The organism is Vibrio sp. Vb0888 (assembly GCF_033338835.1).
In the GTDB taxonomy this organism is placed as follows: Bacteria; Pseudomonadota; Gammaproteobacteria; order Enterobacterales; family Vibrionaceae; genus Vibrio; species Vibrio alginolyticus.
The window spans coordinates 52,149-77,647 of sequence record NZ_JAWOTL010000010.1 but is presented as its reverse complement, the minus strand read 5'-3'; the positions used below and the strand labels follow the sequence as shown (position 1 = coordinate 77,647).

23 protein-coding genes and 1 pseudogene are annotated in these 25,499 nt (G+C 45.4%); 8 read left to right on the top strand and 16 right to left on the bottom strand.

The annotated features are described in order from the left end of the window. Positions 1-4: 4 nt before the first annotated feature. From R7P72_RS15095 to R7P72_RS15075, 5 genes are read right to left on the bottom strand one after another with little or no spacing between them, the layout of a single operon-like run. Positions 5-1,144, bottom strand: coding sequence for an enoyl-CoA hydratase/isomerase family protein (locus tag R7P72_RS15095; RefSeq protein WP_053307784.1), 1,140 nt, complete (start codon positions 1,142-1,144; stop codon positions 5-7). A gap of 8 nt (positions 1,145-1,152) precedes the next feature. Beyond that, positions 1,153-1,938 (bottom strand): enoyl-CoA hydratase, encoded by a 786-nt coding sequence (locus R7P72_RS15090; protein WP_053349982.1) that lies wholly within the window; start codon positions 1,936-1,938, stop codon positions 1,153-1,155. 38 nt (positions 1,939-1,976) lie between these two features. After that, complete coding sequence (locus tag R7P72_RS15085; protein ID WP_318110714.1) at positions 1,977-3,131, bottom strand: acyl-CoA dehydrogenase family protein; 1,155 nt, start codon at positions 3,129-3,131, stop codon at positions 1,977-1,979. Between the two features lie 19 nt (positions 3,132-3,150). Beyond that, on the bottom strand, positions 3,151-4,644 hold the full coding sequence (locus R7P72_RS15080; protein WP_017634263.1) for a CoA-acylating methylmalonate-semialdehyde dehydrogenase: 1,494 nt from the start codon (positions 4,642-4,644) through the stop codon (positions 3,151-3,153). Positions 4,645-4,667: 23 nt separating this feature from the next. Then, positions 4,668-5,879 (bottom strand): acetyl-CoA C-acyltransferase, encoded by a 1,212-nt coding sequence (locus R7P72_RS15075; protein ID WP_025767662.1) that lies wholly within the window; start codon positions 5,877-5,879, stop codon positions 4,668-4,670. A 275-nt stretch (positions 5,880-6,154) separates the two neighbouring features. Here R7P72_RS15075 and R7P72_RS15070 point away from each other — a divergent pair, with 275 nt between their 5' ends. The 5 genes from R7P72_RS15070 (at position 6,155) to R7P72_RS15050 (ending at position 11,172) form a co-directional block, all read left to right on the top strand. Continuing rightward, on the top strand, positions 6,155-6,529 hold the full coding sequence (locus R7P72_RS15070) for a MerR family transcriptional regulator (RefSeq protein ID WP_017821195.1): 375 nt from the start codon (positions 6,155-6,157) through the stop codon (positions 6,527-6,529). A gap of 66 nt (positions 6,530-6,595) precedes the next feature. Further along, positions 6,596-7,765 (top strand): isovaleryl-CoA dehydrogenase, encoded by a 1,170-nt coding sequence (locus tag R7P72_RS15065; protein WP_262674484.1) that lies wholly within the window; start codon positions 6,596-6,598, stop codon positions 7,763-7,765. A 25-nt stretch (positions 7,766-7,790) separates the two neighbouring features. Continuing rightward, complete coding sequence (locus tag R7P72_RS15060) at positions 7,791-9,395, top strand: carboxyl transferase domain-containing protein (RefSeq protein WP_158173129.1); 1,605 nt, start codon at positions 7,791-7,793, stop codon at positions 9,393-9,395. A gap of 29 nt (positions 9,396-9,424) precedes the next feature. Next, complete coding sequence (locus tag R7P72_RS15055; protein ID WP_065275376.1) at positions 9,425-10,264, top strand: enoyl-CoA hydratase-related protein; 840 nt, start codon at positions 9,425-9,427, stop codon at positions 10,262-10,264. Further along, a complete protein-coding gene (locus R7P72_RS15050) occupies positions 10,264-11,172 on the top strand; it encodes a hydroxymethylglutaryl-CoA lyase (protein WP_065275377.1) in 909 nt (302 codons plus the stop codon). The genes R7P72_RS15055 and R7P72_RS15050 overlap by 1 nt, the downstream gene beginning before the upstream one ends. A gap of 46 nt (positions 11,173-11,218) precedes the next feature. On the opposite strand, the gene R7P72_RS15045 is transcribed toward R7P72_RS15050, so the two are convergent. The 4 genes and pseudogenes from R7P72_RS15045 to R7P72_RS26375 all read right to left on the bottom strand — a co-directional run bounded on the left by R7P72_RS15045 (position 11,219) and on the right by R7P72_RS26375 (position 14,411). Then, positions 11,219-12,097, bottom strand: a complete 879-nt coding sequence (locus R7P72_RS15045) for a DMT family transporter (protein WP_158155289.1) — start codon at positions 12,095-12,097, stop codon at positions 11,219-11,221. Positions 12,098-12,488: 391 nt separating this feature from the next. Next, entirely contained in the window at positions 12,489-12,893 is a 405-nt protein-coding gene (locus R7P72_RS26385) for a methyl-accepting chemotaxis protein (protein WP_372082083.1), read from the bottom strand. A gap of 129 nt (positions 12,894-13,022) precedes the next feature. After that, positions 13,023-13,709, bottom strand: a pseudogene (locus R7P72_RS26380) (PAS domain-containing protein); the annotation flags it as partial. Between the two features lie 507 nt (positions 13,710-14,216). After that, positions 14,217-14,411, bottom strand: coding sequence for a hypothetical protein (locus R7P72_RS26375; protein ID WP_146106997.1), 195 nt, complete (start codon positions 14,409-14,411; stop codon positions 14,217-14,219). Between the two features lie 174 nt (positions 14,412-14,585). Here R7P72_RS26375 and R7P72_RS15030 point away from each other — a divergent pair, with 174 nt between their 5' ends. After that, on the top strand, positions 14,586-15,026 hold the full coding sequence (locus R7P72_RS15030; RefSeq protein ID WP_005375731.1) for a phosphate-starvation-inducible PsiE family protein: 441 nt from the start codon (positions 14,586-14,588) through the stop codon (positions 15,024-15,026). Positions 15,027-15,446: 420 nt separating this feature from the next. On the opposite strand, the gene R7P72_RS15025 is transcribed toward R7P72_RS15030, so the two are convergent. Together R7P72_RS15025 and R7P72_RS15020 are read right to left on the bottom strand one after the other, a co-directional pair. Beyond that, a complete protein-coding gene (locus tag R7P72_RS15025) occupies positions 15,447-16,055 on the bottom strand; it encodes a MarC family protein (RefSeq protein ID WP_017635732.1) in 609 nt (202 codons plus the stop codon). A 279-nt stretch (positions 16,056-16,334) separates the two neighbouring features. Continuing rightward, positions 16,335-16,760, bottom strand: a complete 426-nt coding sequence (locus R7P72_RS15020; protein ID WP_017635733.1) for a TraR/DksA C4-type zinc finger protein — start codon at positions 16,758-16,760, stop codon at positions 16,335-16,337. Positions 16,761-16,950: 190 nt separating this feature from the next. Here R7P72_RS15020 and zigA point away from each other — a divergent pair, with 190 nt between their 5' ends. Further along, on the top strand, positions 16,951-18,150 hold the full coding sequence (zigA, locus tag R7P72_RS15015) for a zinc metallochaperone GTPase ZigA (RefSeq protein WP_005375723.1): 1,200 nt from the start codon (positions 16,951-16,953) through the stop codon (positions 18,148-18,150). Between the two features lie 145 nt (positions 18,151-18,295). Here zigA and R7P72_RS15010 read toward each other — a convergent pair whose 3' ends face one another. Together R7P72_RS15010 and R7P72_RS15000 are read right to left on the bottom strand one after the other, a co-directional pair. Further along, a complete protein-coding gene (locus tag R7P72_RS15010; protein ID WP_005375722.1) occupies positions 18,296-19,510 on the bottom strand; it encodes a CobW family GTP-binding protein in 1,215 nt (404 codons plus the stop codon). A 523-nt stretch (positions 19,511-20,033) separates the two neighbouring features. Continuing rightward, positions 20,034-21,299 carry a peptidoglycan DD-metalloendopeptidase family protein gene (locus R7P72_RS15000; RefSeq protein WP_213869702.1) on the bottom strand — a complete coding sequence of 422 codons (1,266 nt, stop codon included), beginning with the start codon at positions 21,297-21,299 and terminating at the stop codon, positions 20,034-20,036. A gap of 147 nt (positions 21,300-21,446) precedes the next feature. On the opposite strand from R7P72_RS15000, the gene R7P72_RS14995 reads away from it, so the two are divergent. Continuing rightward, the gene (locus tag R7P72_RS14995; RefSeq protein WP_206949051.1) at positions 21,447-22,319 is read left to right on the top strand and encodes an aspartoacylase; all 873 of its coding nucleotides are present in this window, start codon (positions 21,447-21,449) and stop codon (positions 22,317-22,319) included. 207 nt (positions 22,320-22,526) lie between these two features. On the opposite strand, the gene R7P72_RS14990 is transcribed toward R7P72_RS14995, so the two are convergent. Genes R7P72_RS14990 through R7P72_RS14980 form a run of 3 tightly spaced genes read right to left on the bottom strand, consistent with a single transcriptional unit; the run spans position 22,527 to position 25,469 of the window. After that, positions 22,527-23,540, bottom strand: coding sequence for a CobW family GTP-binding protein (locus tag R7P72_RS14990; RefSeq protein WP_136976449.1), 1,014 nt, complete (start codon positions 23,538-23,540; stop codon positions 22,527-22,529). After that, a complete protein-coding gene (locus tag R7P72_RS14985; RefSeq protein ID WP_213916933.1) occupies positions 23,530-24,090 on the bottom strand; it encodes a carbonate dehydratase in 561 nt (186 codons plus the stop codon). The genes R7P72_RS14990 and R7P72_RS14985 overlap by 11 nt, the downstream gene beginning before the upstream one ends. A 44-nt stretch (positions 24,091-24,134) precedes the next feature. Continuing rightward, positions 24,135-25,469 (bottom strand): dihydroorotase, encoded by a 1,335-nt coding sequence (locus R7P72_RS14980; RefSeq protein WP_213906897.1) that lies wholly within the window; start codon positions 25,467-25,469, stop codon positions 24,135-24,137. Positions 25,470-25,499 lie beyond the last annotated feature (30 nt).

Sequence of the window (25,499 nt, the reverse complement as noted above, 5' to 3'; positions counted from 1 at the left end):
CTCCTTATTGACCTAGTGTTTGTTCACCCAAATCAGCAAGCGGATGTTCGTCATCCGGCCAAAGTGAGGTAAACAAGGTATCGATGATATCTTCATCGACTTCACTGACATTGTTAAACATCCAGTTAGGTTCGCCATCCCGGTCAATAAGCCGAGAACGGACGCCCTCTTTAAACTCACCTAATAAGGCACTGCGAACCGATAAACTCAGCTCCAAGCGGAAGCAACCTGCAAGTGGTAAGCTGTGGTATTCTTTCACTTGTCTGAAGCAAATATGCGCGGTGATCGGACTGCCTGCGGCGAACGTTTGTTTCGCGTTTTCTATCCACTGACTGTTCCCGTCGATAGCCATGATTCGCTGTGCTATCGTATTAAGATCAAAGCCTTTGCACGCTTCCTCTATCTGATCTAAGTATGGACAAATTTGCGTGGTTGGTTTGCTATCAATAACTTGTTCTTCCATTAACTGTAGTAGTGCAGTTACCAACTCTTTCGCATCTTCTTTGCCCCACTGGAGCCGCTTTAGCTCATCCAGTAAGGTGGGATACTGCTCTTCCAACAGTAACCAATCGGCCAAACCAATAGTGACAGCGTCACTTGAATTTACCATTGAACCTGTCAATCCGAGGAATAAGCCCACTTGCGGATCTATCTGGCTTAAAAACCACGTACCTCCCACATCAGGATACAGTCCGATATTGATTTCTGGCATAGCAAGGCGTGATGTTGTTGTCACAACTTTATGGCTGGTTCCCATAAAAAGCCCCATCCCACCGCCCATGACAATACCTTCTCCCCAACCGATAATGGGTTTGTTGTAAGTGTGGATGAGATAGTCACACTCATACTCCAACGAGAAATAGTTCGTACAGAACTCTACGATTTTTTCTTTACTCTCGTTATGCATGACGTGATACATAGCTCGAACATCACCACCAGCACAGAATGCTTTTTCTCCAGCGCCAGTCAGTACCACACAAGCCATATGCGGATCGTCTTGCCACTTGATAAGCTGATCGTTAAGTTGGACTAACATGTCATACGTCAATGCATTCAATGAAGCGGTGTTGTCTAACGTTGCGATACCAATGCGGTGCACGCCATCTAAGCACTCTATTTCACTAATGGTTACCATCCCTGCCATGTGGCCTCCTATCGGTTTTTCCATTGCGGTGGGCGTTTTTCTAAAAAGGCGCGAACACCCTCAACTTGATCTTCCGTATCAAAAAGATTCAGAAACAACTCTCGCTCTTTCATTAAGCCGTGCTTCAGTGGCGCCGAGCGCATATTTTGAATGAGCGCCTTACATGCGGCGACAGAAGATGGCGACTGGTTCGCAACAGATTCAGCAAGTTCCAGCGCTTTACTTAAAGCTTCACCTTTGGGAACCAACTCCTCAACTAGGCCTAGTTCTTTTGCTTTGTCAGCGCTGACTTGCTCTCCACATAAAATGATACGCTTTGCCCAGCCTTCCCCTACTAACGCTGTGAGGTTTTGGGTACCGCCAGCGCAGGGCAAAAGTCCGACTTTGGCTTCAGGTAAAGCAAGTACCGCTTGCTCTTCAACGACTCGAATATCACAAGCTAATGCCACTTCTAAACCTCCACCCATGGCGTAACCATTAATAGCGGCAATGGAAACACCACGGAATTCCGAGAGCATTTCAAAGGCTTCACCAAAGCATCGCGCCATGTCTAACGCAACCGCTTTGTCACCGTCAGAAAATAGCTTGAGATCTGCACCAGCAGAGAAAAACTTTTCTCCACTGCCGGTTAAAACCAGTGCGTAGACCTGCTTATCATTGTTAAGTGTGAGTATCAGCGACTTCAGTACCTTGAGGCTCTCTGCTGTCCACGTATTGGCTGGCGGGTTGTTCATCGTCACCACCGCAACGTGATTAGTGATCGTATGTTGAATGGCTTCTTGGGTTAATGGCATATCTGAATCCTTTCTCAATGAGCAAATCCAATACTTCGCTACAGCAAGGCCGACTCCTCAGAGAGCAAACGGCGCGCGATGATCAAGCGCATGATTTCGTTCGTTCCCTCCAGAATTTGATGCACACGCACATCTCTGAAATGACGCTCCATTGGATACTCTTTGATGTAACCATAGCCGCCATAAAGCTGCAGCACTTGGTCGCAAACCTGAAAGCCCACATCGGTTGCGAACCGTTTTGCCATCGCGCAATAAGCCGTGGCATCTGGGTCATTTCGGTCGAGCTTGCTGGCGGCATAGCGCACTAACTGCCGAGTAGCCACTAGCTCTGTAGCCATGTCTGCTAATTTGAATTGTAAGGCTTGAAACTGCGCAAGCGACTTGCCGAACTGCTTACGCTCCTGAATGTATTGTGTCGCCTGTTCAAGGGCCTGTTGAGCCGTACCGACGGAACAGGTCGCAATATTTATACGCCCTCCATCAAGCCCTTTCATCGCAAAGACAAAACCTTGCCCTTCTTCGCCCAGTAAATGGCTAGCTGGAATAACGACATTTTCAAAAGTAACCGCTCGTGTTGGTTGGCTGTTCCAACCCATTTTGGGTTCTTTGCGCCCATAGCTGATACCATCTGCGTGAGCAGGAACAACAAATGCAGACACGCCTTTGGCACCCGCTTCTCCGGTTCGCGCCATCACGACCAAAACATCTGTCTCTCCTGCGCCAGAGATAAAGGTTTTGCCGCCGTTGATGACATACTTATCTCCCTTTTTTGTAGCGGAAGTGGTCAGTGCAGCGGCGTCTGATCCTGCGTTAGGCTCGGTTAAGCAATAGGAGCCTAACCACTCCCCCGTAACTAATTTCGGACAGAACTGCGTTTTGGCTTCATCGGTAGCAAAACTGGCTATCATCCAACTGACCATGTTGTGAATCGTCATAAACGCCGTAGTGGACGTACATCCCATGGCCAGTTGTTCAAAGATAATTGAAGCATCCAAGCGACTCAGCCCTAGGCCACCTTGCGCTTCTGGAGTGTAGAGACTGAGAAACCCCAGTTCCCCCGCCTCTCTCAATACGTCTTTGGGGAAGATCTGCTTTTCATCCCACTCCGCCGCCATCGGTGCTAAACACTCATCGGCAAATTGCTGAGCGGTATCGGCAAATGCACGTTGATCTTCATTAAGTTCAAAGTCCATAAAAGCTCCTTCTATTCACTCAGCGCAGTTGGATGGTCAAATTAGGCCCCGTTGGAATATCGTCATCAAACCAACGTGCCGTCACCGTTTTAGTCTCGGTATAAAAACGTACCGCTTGTTTACCATACGCATGTAAATCACCATAGAAACTGCCTCTCCAACCAGTAAAGGAGAAAAATGGTAAAGGGACTGGAATAGGCACATTGATCCCAACCTGACCGACTTGAATGTCATGCTGATATTTTCTCGCAGCAGCGCCATTAGCCGTAAAAATGGAAGTGCCGTTCCCGTATGGGTTGCGATTCACCAACTCAATGGCCTCTTGCAACGTTTCGACTTCCATACAAACTAAAACAGGGCCAAATATCTCTTGCGTGTAAATCGACATATTCGCTGTTACACCGCTAAACAAGGTTGGGCCAATCCAGTTTCCATCGGGAAAGCCTTCCACTTCACACTGACTGCCATCCAGTTCACACACTGCGCCTTGTTGTTTGCCATCTTCGATTAGGTCCAATACGCGTTGTTTGGCTTGCTCACTGATCAGTGGGCCATAAGCAGCTTGCTCATCGTCCCAAGGCCCTGGGTGTACTTTCGCCATTGCCTGTTTAAGGTCTGTAATCCATTGTTTTGAATCGCCGACAAATACCGCAACAGAAATTGCCATACAACGCTGCCCCGCCGCCCCAACGGAGGACCCCACTAAGTTATTCACCACTTGTTCCTTGTTCGCATCAGGCATGATCACCATGTGATTTTTAGCACCAGCAAAAGCTTGAACGCGTTTAAAGTGTTTCGTACCCGTAGTGTAGATATAACGGGCAACAGGAACCGAGCCAACAAATGACACCGCTCGAATATCAGGATGAGCCAGCAGAAAGTCGACTTGCTCTTTGCGGCCATGAACGATCTGCAACACCCCTTTTGGCGCGCCGGCTTGCTCAAATAGTTCGGCTAAACGAATAGAGGTCAATGGCACTTGTTCGGAGGGTTTGAGCACAAACGTATTGCCCGCAGCGATGGCGATTGGGAACATCCACAACGGAATCATGGCAGGAAAGTTAAACGGCGTGATCCCACAACACACACCTAAGGGCTGAATCATTGAGTAACTATCAATATCCGTGGCAACGTTTTCGACGGTTTCTCCCATCATGTTGCTAGCAATGTTTGCCGCCTGCTCAACCACCTCGATACCACGCCACACATCGCCTTTGGCATCCGCTAAAATCTTACCCGTCTCATGAGAAAGCAGTGTGGCAAGCTCATCATGATGTTCTTTGAGCAAGTGCTGATAGCGAAGCATGACTCTGGCACGCTCGGATACTGCCACTTCCTTCCAAGATTGGAATGTCTCTTTCGCATTATCAATGGCGGCTTCCATCTCGTGCTCTGTGGAACATGGAACGTACGCAATGACATCATTAGTGGCGGGATTGGTTACCTCAACCCAATCCGATGTTTGAGATTCACGAAACTCGCCACCAATAAACAAGGGAACCAAACGAGTCATCATTTACTCCTTTCTGATTTCAATTAAAGCGGTATTTCAATGCCTATCGCCGTGGCTTCTCCACCACCGATACAAAGTGACGCAACACCCCGCATCACTTTTTTGGCTTCGAGATCACCATTGGTGCCTAACGCTTGTAGCTGACGCAAACTGTGAATCAATGTCACCAGAATTCGTGCGCCACTAGCCCCTATCGGATGCCCAAGCGCACAGGCTCCACCTTTAATATTTACTTTGCTCGTATCTAGTCCAAGTTCCGCCACCGCTATTTGTGTCACGACGGCAAAGGCTTCATTGATTTCCCACAGGTCCACTTCATAAATTGACCAATCTAGCTGGAACAGCAGTTGCTCAATTGCGTAGACGGGTGCCAAAGTAAATTCTGCAGGTTTTCTGGCATGTGTAGAGTGCGCCTTGATGATCGCAAGTGGTTTAAGCCCCTGATGACGCGCAGTGTCTTCATCCATAAGCACAAGAGCCGCTGCGCCATCTGAAATGGCACTCGAATTAGCAGCGGTCACCGTACCTTTTTCATCGAATGCAGGTTTGAGTTGAGGAATTTTACCAAGGTCAATCGAGCGAGGGTGCTCATCGTAGTTCAGCACCGCTTGTTCTGACTTGGTATTGAGTGAAACCGGCGAAAGTTCATCGGCAAACAAGCCTCGCTCTTGAGCTTCCAACGCACGTTTTGCCGACATCACGGCCCATTCATCCATTTGCTCTCTGGTGAACTTAAGCCTGTCAGCGACTTGCTGAGCATAAACACCCATTAAGTGCCCTTCGTAAGCATCTTGTAGCCCATCGAGAAACATGTGGTCATACGCAGACTGGTGCCCCATACGCATTCCCTTTCTCGCCTCCCTCAGCAAATACGGCGCATTGGTCATACTTTCCATACCACCAGCAATGGCAGAGCGAATCGTTCCAGCTTTAATGAGATCGTGCGCTAACATGACGCTCTTCATGCCAGAGCCACACACTTTGTTAATGGTGGTGCACCCTACACCCAAAGGAAGATCTGCCCCCATAGATGCTTGCCTCGCAGGAGCTTGTCCACACCCTGCTGGAAGCACACATCCCATGAACACTTCATCCACCGAAGTCACATTCACTTCGTGCATTGCCGCCTTGATCGCCAGTGCGCCTAATTGAGGAGCAGAGTAAGTTTGCAACTTGCCTTGAAAGCGCCCAATTGGCGTTCTTTTCGCGCTGACAATCCAGATGTCTTTTCCCATGATTCGCATTCCCTTAAGGTATATGTGAACACTTGGCAGACTGATGACACCCTACATAGAATTACTCACCAAGCGCCACACCAGCCTTTATCGCCTTTTTCACTAACAAACTTTCATTCCGCGATTTCTTGACGTTTACGTAAGCATAGCACTAGCCTTTACAATGAGATGAAAAAACACACCAAGCAGACGTTTATATTTCAAAGTTGATGTTCGGCCTTCCCATTTAAGGTTCGATTTCCAGAAACTGGATTTTTATTCGAGGTAAGTATGTTATGGAAAAATACAAGATCAGTGACCTCGCCAAGGAGTTTGATATTACTACTCGCAGTATCCGGTTTTATGAAGACGTGGGTCTGATTGAACCAGAGCGAAAAGGCAATATGCGCGTTTATCAACGCAGGGATAGAATTCGCCTCAAACTGATTTTAAGAGGGAAACGGCTCGGTTTTTCGCTGGCAGAAATTCGTGAACTTTTCGAGCTCTACGACATGCAACAAACCGAAGGACAGTTATTGAAAATGCTCAATATCATTGAAGAGAAACAAGCCGTCCTACAACAACAACTCAACGACATCAGCGTCGTTATGGCTGAGTTGAATGCCGCTAAGGAGCGTTGTATTCAAACACTCAAAAGCAAGCAGACATAAACGCTATACTCAATTAGCAACACCGCTACCGGCTTTTCCACCTTACCTCTGATACCGGGAGACGTTATGAAAAGCACCTATACCCCACTCAATTTCGGACTTGGTGATACCATCGATATGCTCCGAGAACACGTTAATGCCTTTGCTACGGAACATATTGCGCCCATCGCCGCTGAGATAGACCGCGATAACCAGTTCCCGAATCATTTATGGCCTTTGTTGGGAGAAATGGGGTTGCTTGGTGTGACCGTCGATGAAGAGCTTGGTGGTGCAGGCATGGGATACCTCGCTCATGTTGTTGCCATGGAAGAAATCAGCCGTGCCTCTGCGTCTGTCGCTTTAAGCTACGGCGCTCATTCTAACCTGTGCGTCAACCAAATCTTTCGTAACGGCACGCCTTCTCAACGCGAAAAATACCTTCCAAAACTCATTGATGGTACGCACGTTGGCGCCCTAGCGATGAGTGAGCCCAATGCTGGTTCAGACGTGATAAGCATGCAACTGAAAGCGGAGAACAAGGGCAACCATTTTGTACTGAATGGCAACAAAATGTGGATAACAAACGGGCCCGATGCTGACGTAGTGGTGCTTTACGCTAAAACGGATGTCAGCGCAGGTTCACGTGGCATTACCGCATTCATTATTGAACGTAACTTCGCAGGTTTCACTCATGCTCAAAAGCTGGACAAACTAGGCATGAGAGGCTCGAATACTTGCGAACTTGTATTTAACCATTGCGTAGTGCCAAAAGAGAATATTCTTGGCGAGTTGAATCAAGGCGTCGAGGTGTTAATGAGTGGGCTGGATTACGAGCGCGTCGTCCTCGCTGCCGGACCACTCGGGATAATGCAAGCTTGCATGGACATTGTGGTCCCGTACGTACATGAACGAGAGCAGTTTGGAAAATCCATTGGCGAGTTTCAGTTAGTTCAGGGCAAGATCGCCGATATGTACTCTCGAATGAGTGCAGCAAAAGCGTATGTATATACCGTCGCAGCGTCTTGTGATCGAGGTAACGCAACACGCAAAGACGCCGCTGGCGCGATTTTGTACAGTGCAGAACTCGCCACACAAATGGCACTCGATGCAATACAACTGCTCGGTGGGAATGGCTACATCAATGAATACCCTGCTGGTCGTTTGCTACGTGATGCAAAGCTTTATGAAATCGGCGCGGGTACCTCAGAGATTCGCCGCATGTTAATAGGCCGAGAACTGTTCGAAGAATCTCGCTAACGGAACATACGACAAGGAAGTCATTATGGCCATTATCAAAAGTAAAACTAAGCCAACTGACGAGTTATTTCTTTCCAATAAAGCTGCGATGGAAACGTTGGTCACTCAACTGAATCAACACATCGATACCATCAAACAGGGAGGCGGTGAAAAAGCCATTCAGCACCAGAGGCAAAAAGGAAAGCTCCCAGCCCGAGAACGCATCGCGCGCTTGCTTGATGACAACACTGACTTTCTTGAAATCAGCCAGTTTGCCGCCTGGCAGGTGTATGACGAAGCGATCCCATGCGCTGGCGTTATCGCCGGCATTGGTATCATAGAGGGAATTCAATGCATGGTTATCGCCAACGATGCTTCGGTAAAAGGTGGAACCTACTACCCACTCTCGGTAAAAAAACACCTAAGAGCGCAAGAGATTGCCCAACGTTGCCAACTCCCCTGCGTGTACTTGGTGGACTCCGGTGGCGCAAATCTCCCTCATCAGTCCGACGTCTTCCCCGACAAAGAACACTTTGGTCGCATTTTCTTTAACCAAGCGAGAATGTCAGCGAAAGGCATTCCCCAAGTTGCTGTTGTGATGGGGCTTTGCACTGCTGGGGGCGCGTACGTTCCTGCCATGGCGGATGTGTCCATTATGGTTAAAGAGCAAGGCACCATTTTTTTGGCGGGGCCACCTTTGGTGAAAGCGGCCACTGGCGAAGTCGTGACGGGTGAAGAGCTCGGCGGTGCAGACGTGCATTGTCGGAAATCTGGTGTCGCAGATTATTACGCTGAAAATGATGAACATGCCCTAATGCTTGCGAGAGAAGCCATTGCCAATGCCAATAGAACAAGACCTGTTAAGCCAGAAAACACCGTACTTCCTCCCCGCTACGACGCAGAAGAAATCTACGGAATCGTGAATGCAAACTTACGACTGTCATTCGACGTTCGAGAAATTATTGCCCGCATCGTCGATGATTCTGATTTCGACGAATTCAAATCCTTGTACGGCAGAACGCTAGTGTGTGGCTTCGCTCGTATTCAAGGACACTTGATTGGTATTGTGGCAAACAACGGTATCTTGTTTTCTGAATCGGCACAAAAAGGCGCGCACTTTATTGAGCTGTGCGCCAAACGGAAAATACCGCTTCTCTTTCTCCAAAACATTACCGGCTTTATGGTCGGAAAAAAGGTTGAAGAAGAAGGCATCGCAAAACATGGCGCCAAGTTAGTGATGGCCGTCGCTTGTGCTGACGTGCCGAAGTTTACCGTGATCATCGGTGGATCGTACGGCGCTGGTAATTACGGCATGTGCGGCCGAGCGTATGATCCAACCATGATGTGGATGTGGCCGAACGCGCGTATTTCTGTGATGGGCGGAGAACAAGCAGCAGGCGTTTTAACACAAGTTCGAAAAGACGCGAAGGAACGTCAGGGGGAAGCGTGGTCAGAGCAAGAAGAGCACATTTTTAGAGAATCGATCATAGACTTGTATGAAACACAAGGACATCCCTATTTTGCGAGTGCTCGGCTATGGGATGACGGAATTATTGACCCTAAAAAAACGCGTCAGGTGTTGAGTCAAGCGTTAACGGCAGCATTAAATGCCCCCATTCCTGATAGCGAGTTTGGCGTCTTCAGAATGTAAACATCCAAAGATGAATTAAGGAAGTTAGTATGCAGGAAATGCAACCAAGCATTATTCCCAACGCCCAAAGGCAAGATGATGTTCTTTGGCATGTCGATGATAATGGCGTAGCGACCATTACCCTAAACAGAACAGCTAAACACAATGCTTTTGACGCTTGTACGATCGACTTGCTGATCCACCGCCTAGATTATCTCGCTTTACGAACGGATGTGCGGTGCTTGGTATTAAGAAGTAACGGCAAGCACTTTTCATCCGGGGCCGATTTGAATTGGATGCAGTCGATGGCCGACAGCACGAGGCAAGATAACTTCGTTGATGCCCAAAACTTGGCAAGACTCATGGAAACATTAGATTCGTTCCCTCAACCCACCATCGCAGTTGTTCAAGGTTCCGCTTATGGTGGTGCTTTAGGGTTGATTTGTTGTAGTGATATCGCCATCGCAAGCCAAAGTGCCAACTTTTGCTTAAGTGAAGTTAGGCTTGGTTTAGTTCCAGCAACCATTGCGCCTTACGTCATGCGCGCGATGGGGAATAGACAAGCTAGACGCTATATCTTAAGTGGTGAAGTCATTTCAGCCGAAGATGCCGAACGGTTTGGTATTGTGCACGAAGTGAAAGAAGCCAAACAGCTTGAAAGTGCGGTTGATAGCGTAATCAAGACGTTGCTACTGAATAGCCCAGATGCGATGCGTAAAGCGAAAACGCTCTGCCATCAATGTCATCAAAACCCCATCGATCAACAACTGATTCACTATACTAGCAAGCTCATTGCGGACATTAGAGTATCACCCCAAGGTCAAGATGGGCTGCAAGCGTTTCTTGAAAAACGTAACCCAAGTTGGGTCACCAAGTCACAGGACAAGTAATGCTGCCTTCCAAAGTAAAGATTGTCGAAGTAGGTCCTAGAGATGGGTTGCAAAATGAATCTCCTGTTGCGACCCAGACTAAAGTCCGGCTGATCAACTTACTCTCTGATACTGGGCTAACGCATATTGAGGCGGGCTCTTTTGTCTCACCCAAATGGGTGCCACAAATGGCGGACTCAACAGAGGTCATGAAAGCAATAACACGGCGAAATCATGTTACCTACTCTGCCCTGACACCAAACCTAAAAGGCTTAGAACAAGCGTTAGAGGCTGGTGCCAATCAGGTCGCGATTTTCACTTCATCCTCAGAAGGATTCTGCCAACACAATATCAATTGCTCGATTGCAGAAAGCCTAACTCGCTTCGAACCTGTAATGCGATTAGCCACCAAACACAGCATCCCTGTTCGAGGTTATCTATCCTGCGTTGCAGATTGCCCTTACGACGGTCCAACAGCCCCTAAACAGGTGGCGAGCGTGACCAAATCGCTCATCGATTTAGGGTGCTATGAAGTATCTCTAGGCGATACAATCGGCACAGGCACGCCAAATCGAATTGCTGCTATGCTAGAAGCCGTCATGTTGGTTGCACCTCTTCCCCAACTTGCTGTCCATTTCCACGATACATGGGGACAAGCTCTCACCAACATTCATCAAGCCTTGAGTATGGGCATCAATACCATCGACAGCAGTGTCGCTGGGCTGGGTGGATGTCCATACGCTCATGGCGCATCAGGAAATGTCGCAACGGAGGATGTACTATATTTATGCCAAGGGTTAGGAATAGAAACGGGGATCGACTTAGAGCTACTGGCTAAAGCTGGCTGGATGATCAGCGAAGAGCTGGGTCGGCTGCCTACATCAAAAGTGTCATTAGCATTGCGTAACCGCGTATTATCACTTTCGTAGAAGGCCATCCGGCACCTCAAATTCTCCCAACCCAAGTTAATTTGCTCTACTTTCGAGTAGGGAAGCGAAACCGCCCGCCAGTACGATAAATAATTAGAGAAAATAAGATAAGCACACAACCTACTAGTTTATTTGCCGTTAGCACTTCGCCATACCACAGCACGCTCAGAATAACCGTCCAAACTGGTTCTAATATCATAATTAGAGCAGCGTTACCTGCCTGAACAAATTTTTGCCCCATGGTTTGCATTACGTAACGCAAGCTCGTCGCTAATAAGGTACTCAACGCAAACCACCACCAAATAGATGAGTCCACCTCTGCTGGGAAAGATTCCATAAAAAATGAAACCAGCAAACCTAAACAACCTGCTGAAAAAAGTTGCACGCAAGTAAGCAGCAGCACAGGTAGTTTTTGAGAGTATTTGCTGTTCACATTAAAATGAAGCGCCAAAACCAGTGCTGCACCAAGAAACCACAATTGACTGGCCGATTGTTTCCAGCCACCAACTAAAGAAAGACAAGCAAGACCTAATACAGCGATAGGCAAAGAAAGCCAGAAAATTCGTTGTGGTCGTTGACGAAACATAACCCATGCAATAATCGGCACAAACAGCATGGAAAGGCTCATGATAAATGCGCCTTCCCCAAGAGTATCACTGATAGAAATAGCGTAAATCCATGTCATAACGGCACTGCCTAACAGGAGCCCGACACCACCAGCAGAAAGCACATCTTTTAAGTTTGCTTTCAGCAAAGGTCGGTAACATAGAGGCAGTAAGCAGAGCGAAGCGATTGTAAATCGCGCCCCAATAAAGCCAAAAGGTGGTAAACCCTGTATTGTTTCCTTAGAGAATATCCAGCCAAGTGCCGCGATCATCGTCGTCGCAACCAGAATAACCGTCGCTTTGCGTTCTGAGTTAAACATAAGTACTCACAAAATATGGAACACACAATAGCGCAGCAAGAGAGTTTTACTGCGCTATTGTGTAAATTTGAAAGGGGTTTGTGTCGAGCGAAAAAGTGAAAGCCCGATCCTCTCCTGTATTGTTGTCACGCAGATTGAAGTTCTGCTGCTAGATACATTAAATGCAGGCAAAGTCTTAAGGCAAGCCTTTTCGCATACTAAATTACTTTAGCATTCTATACAGCAAGCAAACTGGCTAAAACCTGTACGGGGTGTCGAACTACCTCTCCTTCAAAACGCTTAACTTGACTGCGGCAGGAGTAGTATTGCGACTTCAACGCTCCTCAATACAGGTTGAATAAGGTGAATTGCTTTTTACCCATCGCCCCTACAATGAAAACCTATTGATTAACTACAACGAGCGGTTAAATTGCTCCACGGCCTCTACAACACGGCTAGCGCCATCTTGTATTTCATTCATCACATTGCCTGCTTTTTCAGAGAGCTCTAGCGTATCTAGTGCTTCTTTTTGGCATTTAGCGATCAGCTTAACTGCGTTATCTGTTCGCTGTAGGTTTTCACTGACCATTGTGACAATTTCATCGGTGGTTGCATTGGTTCTTGTAGCAAGCTGTCTGACTTCATCAGCAACAACGGCAAAACCTCTACCATGCTCACCCGCACGAGCCGCTTCTATCGCCGCATTTAACGCCAATAAGTTAGTTTGGTCAGCGATACCACTGATGCTATTTACCAACTCGCTAATACGCGATGAGTGCGCTTTAAGCTCGTCAATCGCGGTGTTCGCTTGCTGCATTTGCTCGGAAAGTATCTGCATCTTTTCTAACGTTGAGCCTATAACCTCTTGCCCTTGCAGGGTTTGTGTACCAGTTTCTTGGGAGATTTCGTTCGCCAATTGCGCAGCCTGGGCCATTTTCTGTTCCTGCATCACCTGCTGGGTAATATCTGTCGCGAACTTAACGACCTTGTAGAGCTCTCCTCTGTCGTTATGGATAGGGTTATATGAAGCCTCTAGCCACACCTCTTCACCATAACGGTTAACTCGTTTGAATCGCTCTGATGAAAATTGCCCTTTTGCTAAACGTTGCCAAAACTCACGGTAAGCTTGAGAGCTCGACTCTTCCTGATCACAAAACATGCGATGATGCTTCCCTTGAATCTGATCAAGCGTATAACCCATTGTGTTTAGGAAATTATCGTTGGCTTTTAAAACATGGCCATCTAATGTGAACTCAATCACCGCCATAGAACGACTTAATGCATTTAGCATGTCCTCTTGCTCACGGGATGATTTGATCGTTCGCGTAAGTTCAGAAGCAAAAACAAAAAAGCTTTCTACTTCTCTGTGCTCATTTAAAACAGGCTGGATAATCGTTCTTAACCAGGCTTCCTCACCATTACCTTTCTGTACTTGCAATGCCCCATTCCAGAACACTTTATCTTGGACGGCTTTCTTCATTCGATGAAAGTGATCTGTATTGCGCGAATTTGACGGTACCAATTCAGTAATTGATTTCGTTAAGATCTCATCATCATTTAAGAAAAGTTCTTGCTGTAGCTTAGTATTTGCAGAAGTAATGAGGCCTTTACTATCCAATGTTAAGCGGATCATCTCTTCATCTAAACTGGTTTGGATTTGCTGCAGGATTTGCAACTCCTGCTTTAATCGTTGATTTTCTTGTTGAAGCGACTTATTAAAAAACATGACTTTCTCTCATTTGACCGACCTTCGGATTAGTCAAAGGTTTATTATTTGTATACCGAATAAACTGCAAGCGGCAAAATCGTTTGGTTGCATATTCAAACGCGATTTCTATTTCTTATCAAAGGACCCCGCAGGGAATACGGCGATTTTTTCTCCAGTGTAACCTAAGCGCAGTATACTGAAATTTCTTCAGCACCCAAGTTGTTTATATATTTATCAATATTAAAGCTCTTTATCGCCAATTTGAGGTTTGTATTTGTGGATATACTTATATGGAGAAGTGGTGTGTTCAGATCAATAAGCCTTTTCATTTAAAAAAAGGGCCTTGACTTAGTTCCAATAATTTTCGCCGTTTTACCGCTTTTCCACCCGACTTTTGAGCGATTACCCACTCCTTATTCGCTTGTATTTCTATTAACAACGCACGGAGGAACCAGCAACAAGCGCATCGATTTGCCCAGTATCAATACGTTGTGGTATCCGCTCATTCAGTTTGCCGTGAAGGTGATGAATCACCACCTCACCAGTCGACTCGTCACGATCAGAAATGAGGCAATGAGGTAATGAGGTAATGAGGTAATGAGGTAATGAGGTAATAACGCATGACACCAGAGATTACATTATGTGTCCAACATTGTGCCCACTCCTAAGTTTCATAACTTCCTTCCCTCGGACGCTTCTATCTCTCACCACAGCAACTATGCTTTAAACGACATGTATTCAATTGTCTAGCTTCAACATATGAAGGTTAAGTGAACATAAACAAGCGAAGGAAACAGGGCCATGGAAGTCGATAAAAATGATAAGTTAACAAAAAAATTACAGATAGTGATTCATTGGTCTGTAAGAGTATTGTCGATAGTTATGTTGTTTGTAATCGTCATGGGTGTGATAGATGTTGCATGGACGATATATCAAAAACTTATCACGCCACCTAAACTTATTCTGACGATTTCAGATATGCTAGCCACTTTTGGTGCTTTTATGGCCGTTTTAATTGCTATTGAAATTTTCATCAATATAACTATTTACCTGAGAGAAAATGTTATTCATGTAAAAATCGTCATGGCCACCGCGCTGATGGCAATCTCCCGAAAGGTCATTATTATAGACTTTGAAACCTTGTCTCCAATGTACCTGATTGGAATTGCGGCTGTAGTTCTTAGTATGAGTCTTGGTTACTGGCTGATCCATAAACTGCCCAATAAGAGCCATACTGAATAAACATCTCAGCCTCCCGGCTTTGCAGATACTCTCAAGGCATGAAAGAGCCTTGTCTTGGCACGTTGAAGCTAATAGATTCCTCCATGCTAGGCTCTATATACTACGAGACTACAAGATTATAGAGTAGTGCCTAGGCGGAGAAATTATCGATATTGTTTTCTAGCAGCTAATCTTTGAGTATTGGCACAGCTCAATGGGGGCAAGTGTTGCTCCAGTTCCCCCATCTGATATATACCCTCAACATCTATGCATTTTACTTTCAACTTTTCCGTGGTCCTCTTAAACAAGGTCGTCACGAGTAGCCTGAAGGATTACATCCGGCTAGAAGTAACAGCCAGAAAAGTGATTGTCAGGTGGTCGGTCATCTCGCCGTAAAATTAGCTCTTAACGTATACCTTCAGCTCAGTTTGCGAAACAGCCTTAAAGGTCAAAGTAACTTTCAATCCCATTCAGAGTGTTGGTCGTGGCCACAGCGGCTAATATCAACCCCATGATCCGACTTACAGCGCTAGCTCCTGTATTCCCAATAATCCTGTGTATGCCGCTGGCCATTAATAGCAAGATATAAACAACCAATAGTACCAGCAGCATCATAGCCACGGTCTGGACTTGCTCCCAAATATTAAACCGCACGTTCTCTGTGAGTAAAACGGCGGCTAATATTGCGCCAGGGCTAGCAATTGATGGAATGGCTAGAGGAAAAACTGCTGTATCATGATGACTATTGAGCGTTCTGATTTCTTCTGCTGGTTTACTCTCACCAAATATCATAGTCAAAGCAAACAAGAACAATACGATACCGCCCGAGATTTGAAACGCAGACAAGGGAATACGCATTGCTGTAAGTATGATTTCACCAGCAACAACAAAAAACAGTAGGATAGCAGCGGAGAATAGAGTCGCAAACAGAGCGACCTTACGCTTTGCCACTTCTTCATAGCTTTTTGTGGCTGCGATAAAAACGGGCACAGTACCTATGGGATCGATGACAGCAAAGAAAAAGATAAAAGTTGCCACAAAGTCAATCATGCTACTTTCTCCAGTACCAATTTAGCTTTAAGGATAGAAGATCAGCTTGAAGTAGCAGAGAAAATGTTTGACGCTAACATAGCGAGAGCTCATTCAGAAAAACAAAAATGGTGCGTTATTTACAATACAGAACTTACTTCTATCCTATCGATAACTATTAATATCTCAAAGGTAATGACTACCATACCTAACGGTAGTCGCCATCGCTTTAGACTTCTCAGAGAACATCAAAAAAACAAGTGAACGAGAAGAATATCGACGTCATAAGATAGTGAGGCTTTAGTGTTTATACCAGTGCTCTTTTGACTCCATTTGGGCTTTCACTTCTGCACTATATTCAGCGGTAGGTCGTGCCAATAACCTTGGAATGCCGATAGGTTCTCCGGACTCTAAACAATAGCCATACTCCCCTGTGCGCAAGCGAGCCAACGATTGTTGAATCTTAGGTAACAACTTTTGCTCTCTATCTATGATTCTTAATGCGATTGCAGATTGCTCCTCACTGGACGCCCTATCGCTTTCGTCACTGAATTCCATTGGCGCAATCATCTCTTCTTTCGCGCGTTCAATATGCGCTAACGTCGATTCATAAAGCTCAAATAATCGGTTTTCAAAAAATGCGAGCTGAGCTTCATTCATATAATCCGCCTCGGGCGCTGCAAGAATTTCTTCTTCTGTCATGACATGCTTTTTCTCTTCGTTCATAGAACCTCCACACCGAGATAAGAGTTCGCTCTCTAAATTCCGTACATCTGAATCTGTATAACTTAACGACGAATGAATGCGCCAATAAGGTGCAGTACTCGACACAGTCACAAACTGCTTGATGCCAGAGTTAAGATCACCGACTATATTAATTGTTATATTATAACATTACACTATAAAGAGCATGAGCATGAACACCCAGAAACTCCCTGTTACGGTTTTGTCCGGCTTTCTAGGCGCAGGAAAAACAACCGTTTTAAGTCATATTCTTAACAATAGACAAGGCAGAAAAGTGGCGGTCATCGTCAACGACATGAGCGAAGTCAACATCGACGCAGCGACCGTTCAGAATGAAGTTTCTCTCAACCACAGTGAAGAAAAGTTGGTTGAAATGAGTAACGGCTGCATCTGTTGTACCCTGCGTGAGGATCTACTTGAAGAAGTTACTAAACTCGCGCAAGAAGGCAGATTCGATTACTTAGTTATCGAGTCCACTGGCATCGCCGAGCCACTCCCCGTTGCAGAGACTTTTACTTTTGCCGATGAAAACGGGCTCTCACTTTCAGACGTTGCACGTTTAGACACCATGGTTACAGTAGTTGATGCGATTAACTTTCTGCGTGATTACGATGAAGCTAAGTTCTTAACAGAAACAGCCGAATCCTTAGGTGAAGACGATGAACGCAGCGTCGCCGACTTGCTCGTTGATCAAGTAGAGTTCGCTGACGTTATCTTGATAAGTAAAACCGACCTCGCTGAGAAATCAGAAATCGAAAGGCTTCTTGCTATTCTTAAAACTCTCAATACATCGGCCACTATTCTTCCTATCTCGAATGGTGAAGTAGAACTTGATGCGGTACTCGACACACAAAGCTTCAGTTTTGAAAAGGCACAACAAGCCCCAGGTTGGTTGAAGGAAATGCGAGGCGAGCACATACCTGAAACCGAAGAATACGGCATTTCCAGCTTTGCCTATCATGCGAGACGCCCTTTCCATCCAGAGAAGTTTTACGACTTCCTCCACAATGCGAAAGATTACGGCAAACTGATTCGTTCCAAAGGTTACTTTTGGCTAGCAACAAGACCAGAGTTTGTCGGTCAATGGAGCCAAGCGGGAGGCATCGCACGTTATGGTGTTGCGGGTATGTTTTGGAAAGCGATTCCGAAGGAGGAATGGCCGACGGATCAAGATTACCTCGATGCTATAAACGACATTTGGCAAGAACCATACGGCGATATGCGACAAGAATTGGTGTTTATTGGTCAGGGATTAGAGCAAGAGAAATTGATTGCTCGTCTCAACGAATGCTTGTTAACAGAAGATGAGATGGAGCAAGGACTCGACTATTGGTTATCTCTGGAAGACCCTTTCCCTGAATGGGAACAGTAAACGACTGAGATACAAAAAAGCCTCTCACCATTCGAGAGGCTTTCTCGTTACACAGAGCCAATTTTGGTATACCGAGCCAATTCAGTAAGTCCGTTCTCGAAACAACCCGAGCAAACATGCAGCGAGGGAATCCTCACCATCGCATTCAAACCGTCTTCTTCTGGCTCAACTTAGCTATTTTCTTTGGCCAAGGATCTTCAAATGTTGCCCCTTGTTGCCATTGCTCCAATTCCACATCCGTTAAAAAGCAGTTTTCCAGCGCATCAATAAACACATCGACTTCGTTTTCTTGCCCAATCACCGTTAAGCGACAACGACGATCACCAAAGCGGCTTTCAACGCTGTCTATCTTATCTTGTAGGATTTGACGATGTTCCTCTGTGAAGTTTTGCGATTCGTCATTGATTACCGAAGCGCGCCAAAAGCCTGTAATTTCAAGCCCCACATTGCCGTTTACTTGGCTCCAAAGTAGTGAAACATCGTCTCGAGTTGGGAACCAAAAGAACCCCTTACTGCGGAACACACCTTTAGTTAAATACTGATGGCAGGTATTCCACAAACGCGCAGGATGAAAAGGTCGATCATCTTTGATCACTTTGGCGACAAGGCTTTGTTCGTCTTTATCAGAGAGATTCAACGGCTCATTCGCCGTCTCACGAAGTTCTGCGGTTAACTGCTCAACGAGGAAGAAATTGTAGTCTTGCTCACCTTTCAACATGCGGATATCCAAGTTTCCCCACGACGTTTTGATTATCTCGGTGTAAACGTTAAGCGGGTGAATCGCCTGCGCGATGTTGCGAACGGTATTGTCGTCCACTTTGTCCGTCTTGGTGAGCATGATACGGTTTGAGAACATGATTTGCTCTACCAACAAGTTTTCAACGCCGCGAACACCCTGCTGCACGTTCTCCTGCCACTTAGGGATTAAGGCAGAACCTTGTCGATAGTCATCTCGCAACCAAGTCGCATCCACCAACGTAATTACGTCTTTGAGTGCGAATTGTGCGTTACTTTTGAAGTACTCGACCAAAGGTAAAGGATGACTACTGCCCGACGTTTCAATCACAACCCATTCTGGCGATTTTTCTGCGCAGAGCTTTTTAAGGGCTTTATCGAGCTGCTTTACACCACTCAGGCTGCTGATGCTGTCTCCACTGATCGTAACAAAGTTGCCCTGCTCTTCACTCACCGCATCGGTATTTAAGATAAGCACGCCATCGACGTCTAACTCACTCATGTCATTAACAATAACGGACAGATCAATACCAGAAGAATCGGCTTGTTGAAGAATGTTGCGTAAAAACGTGGTTTTCCCGGACCCGAGAAACCCATGCAAAATGGTGACTGGAATTGATGGCATACCTTTGACCTACAAACTCTGAATAAACACATGTTATAACATAACAATTTGATGAGTTATAGAAGGAATCCAATTGCTGTCTTAGACCCAAAGCTTAAGAATCGGTAAAGACCACAGAGACTGATTTTTCAGAACTCGCCTTCGTTTCTCAGCACGTTTCATCACCAGCAAAGGTCTGACTATTGATAAAAACAATAAGTGGTTACAAAACGACCATTGCTTTGTTTATAAAATTGGAGAAAGATGACAATACAGCGATTTATAGGAGGTGGTGTTATGACTTTAGTTCTTACCGTTCTTATTTTCCTAAGTTGTATTGCGATGCTCGCGATTGGTGTGATGTTTTCACGTAGGCCGATCAAAGGCGGAGGTTGTTGCAAAGCGTCCGATGTTGCGGATGTGGGCGCACGTAAAAGAAAAAATCGCAGTCATTATTCTTCTAGGAACACATATTGAGACTCACCTATTGCTCCAACCTCACAACACAAAATAGCATAACTGAGCCCCAACAAATTGTCGGGACTCAGTTTTTCGTTTCTACTAGATAATCAAACTCTGATACTCGCGCCAAAAATGAAGGTTTCTGGATGTTAGGAAGCGACTTCGCGATAGGTAAGTCGGCTTTCATTGCATCAACCGGACGATTACGAACTAAAACTTCAAAATGTAAATGTGGTCCGGTTGAACGACCAGTATTCCCAGAGAGGGCTATTTTTTGCCCACGCTTTATAACTTGACCTTTTTTAACCAAGATTTTATTCAAGTGTAGGTAACGAGTTTTGTACACACTGTTATGTTCAATCACTAAATAATTACCGGCATAAGGGTGCTTGCGGACCGCAATTACTTTTCCATCCCCAGTAGAATAAACTGGCGCACCGATTGGTGTCGCGAAATCCGTTCCGTTATGCGGGGTGACTCTTCCGGTCACTGGGTGTTTACGCTTAGGGTTAAACCCAGAGGTGATTCGGCGGTATGCCCTATCGACAGGATAACGGTTAAACGCTCGCTCCAAACTGTTACCAGCTCTATCATAGAACCGTCCATCCTCGGCTAGAAATGCAGCGACTTCGCCCCTCGCTAAGTTAAAAGAAATAGCCTTAATCTCACTATTGCCAGTTTTGTGTTCACCTAAATATTGCTGTTTCACTAATATATCGAAACGGTCACCGGCTCTAAGAGATCGCGCAAAATCAATCTTATCTTTCATCACCTGCGTAATATTTGCGACGTGGCCTGATGCCAATCCTACTCGATGTGCCGAGACTGAAAAACTCCCTTTGATTTCTCCCGAAAATAAGGTTTCACGCCATTCCCCTGAAATTTCCTGAAATTCGTAAGAGAAGGAGCCATCGTTTTCTCTAGTGTAGATAGCCCTCTCTACAAGGCTCATATGATAAATTAGTCGACTCAATTGCCCCATGTCATCCATCACTAATTCAAGCTCTTCACCGGGCTGAATCATATCTAGCTGGAGGTGATCAAGATCAACTGAGAGAATTTGCTGCAAAATACCGTAAGGGAGACCCAATTGAGCGAAGATACCACTGAGCGTATCTCCCACTTTAACTATGTAGTGTATTTGTTTAGGTTTAGGTTTAGGCAACGGAGTCAAACTGATATCTGAGGGAACCACTATCTTTGATGATGGAGGTGATGACGAATCACTGCTTTGATTCAGTTGAGTGCTGTGACTATCTTGATTTGGCTCATCCTCTGTAGGTAGAAGCAAAGCGACCGAAAAACAAAACACAGCAACGATTAAAGCAATAAATTTAAACTGACTCATGAGAAACTAAGTATCAATAACAACGATTGTTATGTTATAACATATCTAGGATTATTTTTACTCAGTTTAGTAAACGTTTATTCAGTTCACTGGATTGGCTAAGAGAAGACCAGTCATTCAACCCATTCTCTTTGAGAAGGCTCAATAATGAACACATTCAATTCAGCACTTATCGTTGCAGGAACACACGGAAACGAACTTTCTGGTATTTATTTACATAAACTAATCAAAGAAAAACGTTACTCTGTCAATAGATCAACCTTTTCAGCCTGCTCGATCATCGCAAACTCCGAAGCAGTAAAACACAACGTCCGATACATCGATACAGACTTAAATCGCGAGTTCTCAGCAATGAATAGCAATCATTGTCCTGGTTTGCATGAAAGCAAGATTGCACATCAATTTATCGAGAAATATGCAAACCAAGAAAAACTGTTGATTGTTGACCTGCACAATACAACAAGCAATATGGGAGCGACGTTGATTTTGCTTTCTAACGATGTGTTTTATCGGAAACTGGGCGCGTACGTCAAACAACGAATGCCATCAGCACATGTCCTTTTCGAAGAGCGAAAAGAATGGCAAGAGCAACCTTACCTTTGTACTGCTGGGCAATATGGAATAATGATTGAGGTCGGGGCGCAAGCACATGGTGCGCTAGAGTACAGTACGTTGGAGTTGATGAAACAGATGCTTACCGCAGTATTGGACTATGTTGAAAAGCACAACCTCAACCAAATAGGCTTACTGAGCGATTATGAGGCGTTTTTTTACACCGAAGAAATCAGGGTTCCACTTGATCAAGAGGGTATGCGGCAAGCACTAGTACACCCTACTATTTGTGGCAGAGATTTTGAGGCGGTCAAACCAGGAGCACCTTTATTAGCGACTTTCGCTGGTTATGATATCCATTGGAATGGCAAAGGGGAAATTTACCCGCACTTTATCAATGAGAGCGCCTACAGTACCGCAAATATAGCAATGGCCCTCGCTAAAAAAAGACGTGTTTCTTCCGTGTAACTTAAAGCAAGTAATTAGGCCACGTGTAACGTGGATACCTCACCCCATGAATAAAACTGTGCCTGAACCGCATAGGCAGAAAATACGGGTACTAACCCCACCCTAATACGGCAGCATAAGTGCCCTAAGCGCAGCTTTAAAAGAAACCCCACTAGAATTTTAAGGAGGTAAGACATTATGGTTAAAAGGAGAGTTTTCTCTTTTCTATCATGATGCCTTCTCCAAACATCGAAATAATCTATCTTCAAATTGGTCATCTAGACCGGAAGAGATCAGTTCTAGGCGGCTTTCTGAACACTCGTCTAGTTCAAATTCTGTGAGTCCATCTGATGTTAGATTGTAACCAAAAATACCGCTTCCCGTGATAAAAACCGCTTTCATTCGTTCGACCTTGAGGTCGAGCAGCAATAATCTCAGCTTTTGATGTTCGAACACGTTTTCAGCGGATATACGCCAACCGATACTGTAGAAACCTTCCCCCTGATTGGTTGCTTTTAGAATGCCGCTCTCAGGCATAGGCAACTCAGGAACAAGTGACTTTTTCTCTCTTTCACGATAAAGAACAGAGGGCGTTTTTTGCACGTCAATACGAGTCGCTCCCTCACATTCATGAAAAGGGATAGCGCCATGTTCAGCGAAAATCACTTTTGTTTCCCGCAGACCGAGCTTTGCTATATAAGCCGTCAGCTTTTGCTCATCTCCATCTTGATAGAGATCGCGCTTATTACCTACCACTGTATCTGCGATAGTGATTTGCTGGTTAAACGTTTCATGCTCAGTGTACTTAGGATCCGATAGTTTACGTGCATCGACTAAAGTAATGTTTTTTTGCAAAGCGAGAATTTGACGATAATACTCGGTCGATAGCACTTGCAGTACTTCTTTAGGATGACCAAGGCCTGTAGGCTCAATCAACAATCGATCTGGCCTTGCTTCAGACAATAATTGATTTAAGGCGATTTGCATCGGAAGACCTGCTGCACAGCACATACATCCCCCGGGGACCTCTCGAATAAACACTTGGTCTTGTTGTTTTTTTTGGCCTTGTAACAAGCTGCCATCAATACCAACTTCGCCAAATTCATTGACCAATACAGCCCAACGTTCATGACTCGGTTTATGGGTCAATAAGTGCATTATTGCCGATGTTTTCCCCACCCCGAGAAAGCCAGTGATGATGTTAGTCGGCACTCGCGAAATCAGTGGCTTATTAAAGTTCATTGGCAATTCTCCGGTAGCCTTGGACTAGTTCATGGTTGGCAGAAACGACGGATTCGGAAAAAGCTGAATATTCTGGCGGCACTTTAGAGATACTCTCTAAATCAAAACCGACACCAATATTAGTCATCGGTGGTACATGGAAATAAGCGGGTAAATCGAGGCCATCGACGACACAGTTATGACGAATAACACACCTCTCACCGATGACGCTATTGAACACGACGGAGTTGAAGCCAATGAAAACATCATCACAAACCTGACAAGGACCATGAATAACCGAACGATGAGCAATGGATGAGCGCTCACCAATGGTCACCGCAGCCCCTGCCTTAGAGTGAATTACGACACCATCTTGGATATTGGTGTCACGTTTGATGACGATAGCTTCCATATCTCCATGGTTATTAACTTCGTCAGCTCGAATAACAGCATAGGGTCCAATAAAAACGTTATCCTCAATAATGACTTTGCCACAGATAATAGCGGTTGGATCGATAAAGGCTGTTGAGGACACCTGTGGCATATGGCCCGTTGGGTTTCTTCTTAACATAATGCTTCCAGTTTGTTTATGGCTCTTTTTTTACGGTCAGCGACTTAACGATTGAAGGATAAACGCATCGCTGCAGCTGGTTTATCGATGACTTTGTTATTGGCATAAACTAGCGCGCCATTGACCCAAGTCTTTTGAATTTGAGCTGAAAATTCATGTCCAGCAAAAGGCGACCAACCACAGTGATATAAACTGTTTTCGTTGCTAACTCGTGTTGGGGTATGATCATCAACCAACACCAAGTCGGCGTAGTAACCTTCACGAATAAAACCTCGGCCTTGAATGCCATAGCGAATGGCCGGGTTGTGCGCAGTTTTTTCGACTACTTGAGTCAAACTCATATGACCTAAACGGACATGCTCGAAGAGAGTCAGTAACGCATGCTGAACTAACGGCAGTCCGGCTGGAGCCTGCTCGTAAGGCACTTGTTTTTCTTGCCAAGTGTGAGGAGCGTGATCTGTTGCAATGATATCTATTTGCCCCGTATTTAACGCTTTTAACAACGCATCGCGGTCACTAGGAAACTTGATTGAAGGATTACATTTGATCAAATTACCAAGAGCGCCATAATCTTTGTTGCTGAACCAAAGATGGTGAACACAAGCCTCCGCGGTGATTGATTTATCTCGAATGTCTCCCTCGTCAAAAAGTGCTAGCTCCTTCGCCGTTGTGATGTGCAGCACATGCAGTTGGCTGTGATACTTTTTGGCAAGTTCTACCGCATAAGAAGATGAAGCGTAACAGGCCTCTTCGTCACGCAAAATGGGATGGTCTTCGATGGTGAACTCTGACTTCTTAAGTCGTTGCTTTTGCTGATTTTGTTTAATGACAGCCCCACTTTCACAATGAGTAACAATGAGTACTGGAGAGTCACGAAAAATTGACTCCAACGCTTGCGGATCTTCGACTAACAAATTTCCTGTTGATGCCCCCATAAATACTTTCACACCACAATGTTGTTTGGGGTTAAGTTGTTTAATCTGTTCAAGATTGTCTTCGGTTGCACCGAGGTAGAAAGAATAATTCGCAAACGAGCTTTCTTTAGCGAGAGCGAACTTGCGCTCTAACGAGTCAATAGTCGTTGTAGCCGGACTAACATTGGGCATTTCCATGTAGCTTGTAATACCGCCGGCTACCGCTGCCCGCGACTCGCTTGCAATTGTGCCTTTATGTGTCAGCCCAGGTTCTCGGAAATGCACTTGATCGTCAATCATGCCTGGCAGTAAATAAGCCCCTTTAGCATCAATTACAATATCTCCGTGTTGTACGGATATATTAGTAGCAATCTTGTCAATTCTTTGATCAACAATACGTAAATCTGTTTCGGTAATGGCTCCTTCGTTGACCACCCGAGCGTTTTTAATCAATGTTGCTGACATAATTCATTCTTTTAGATAATTTATAAATGT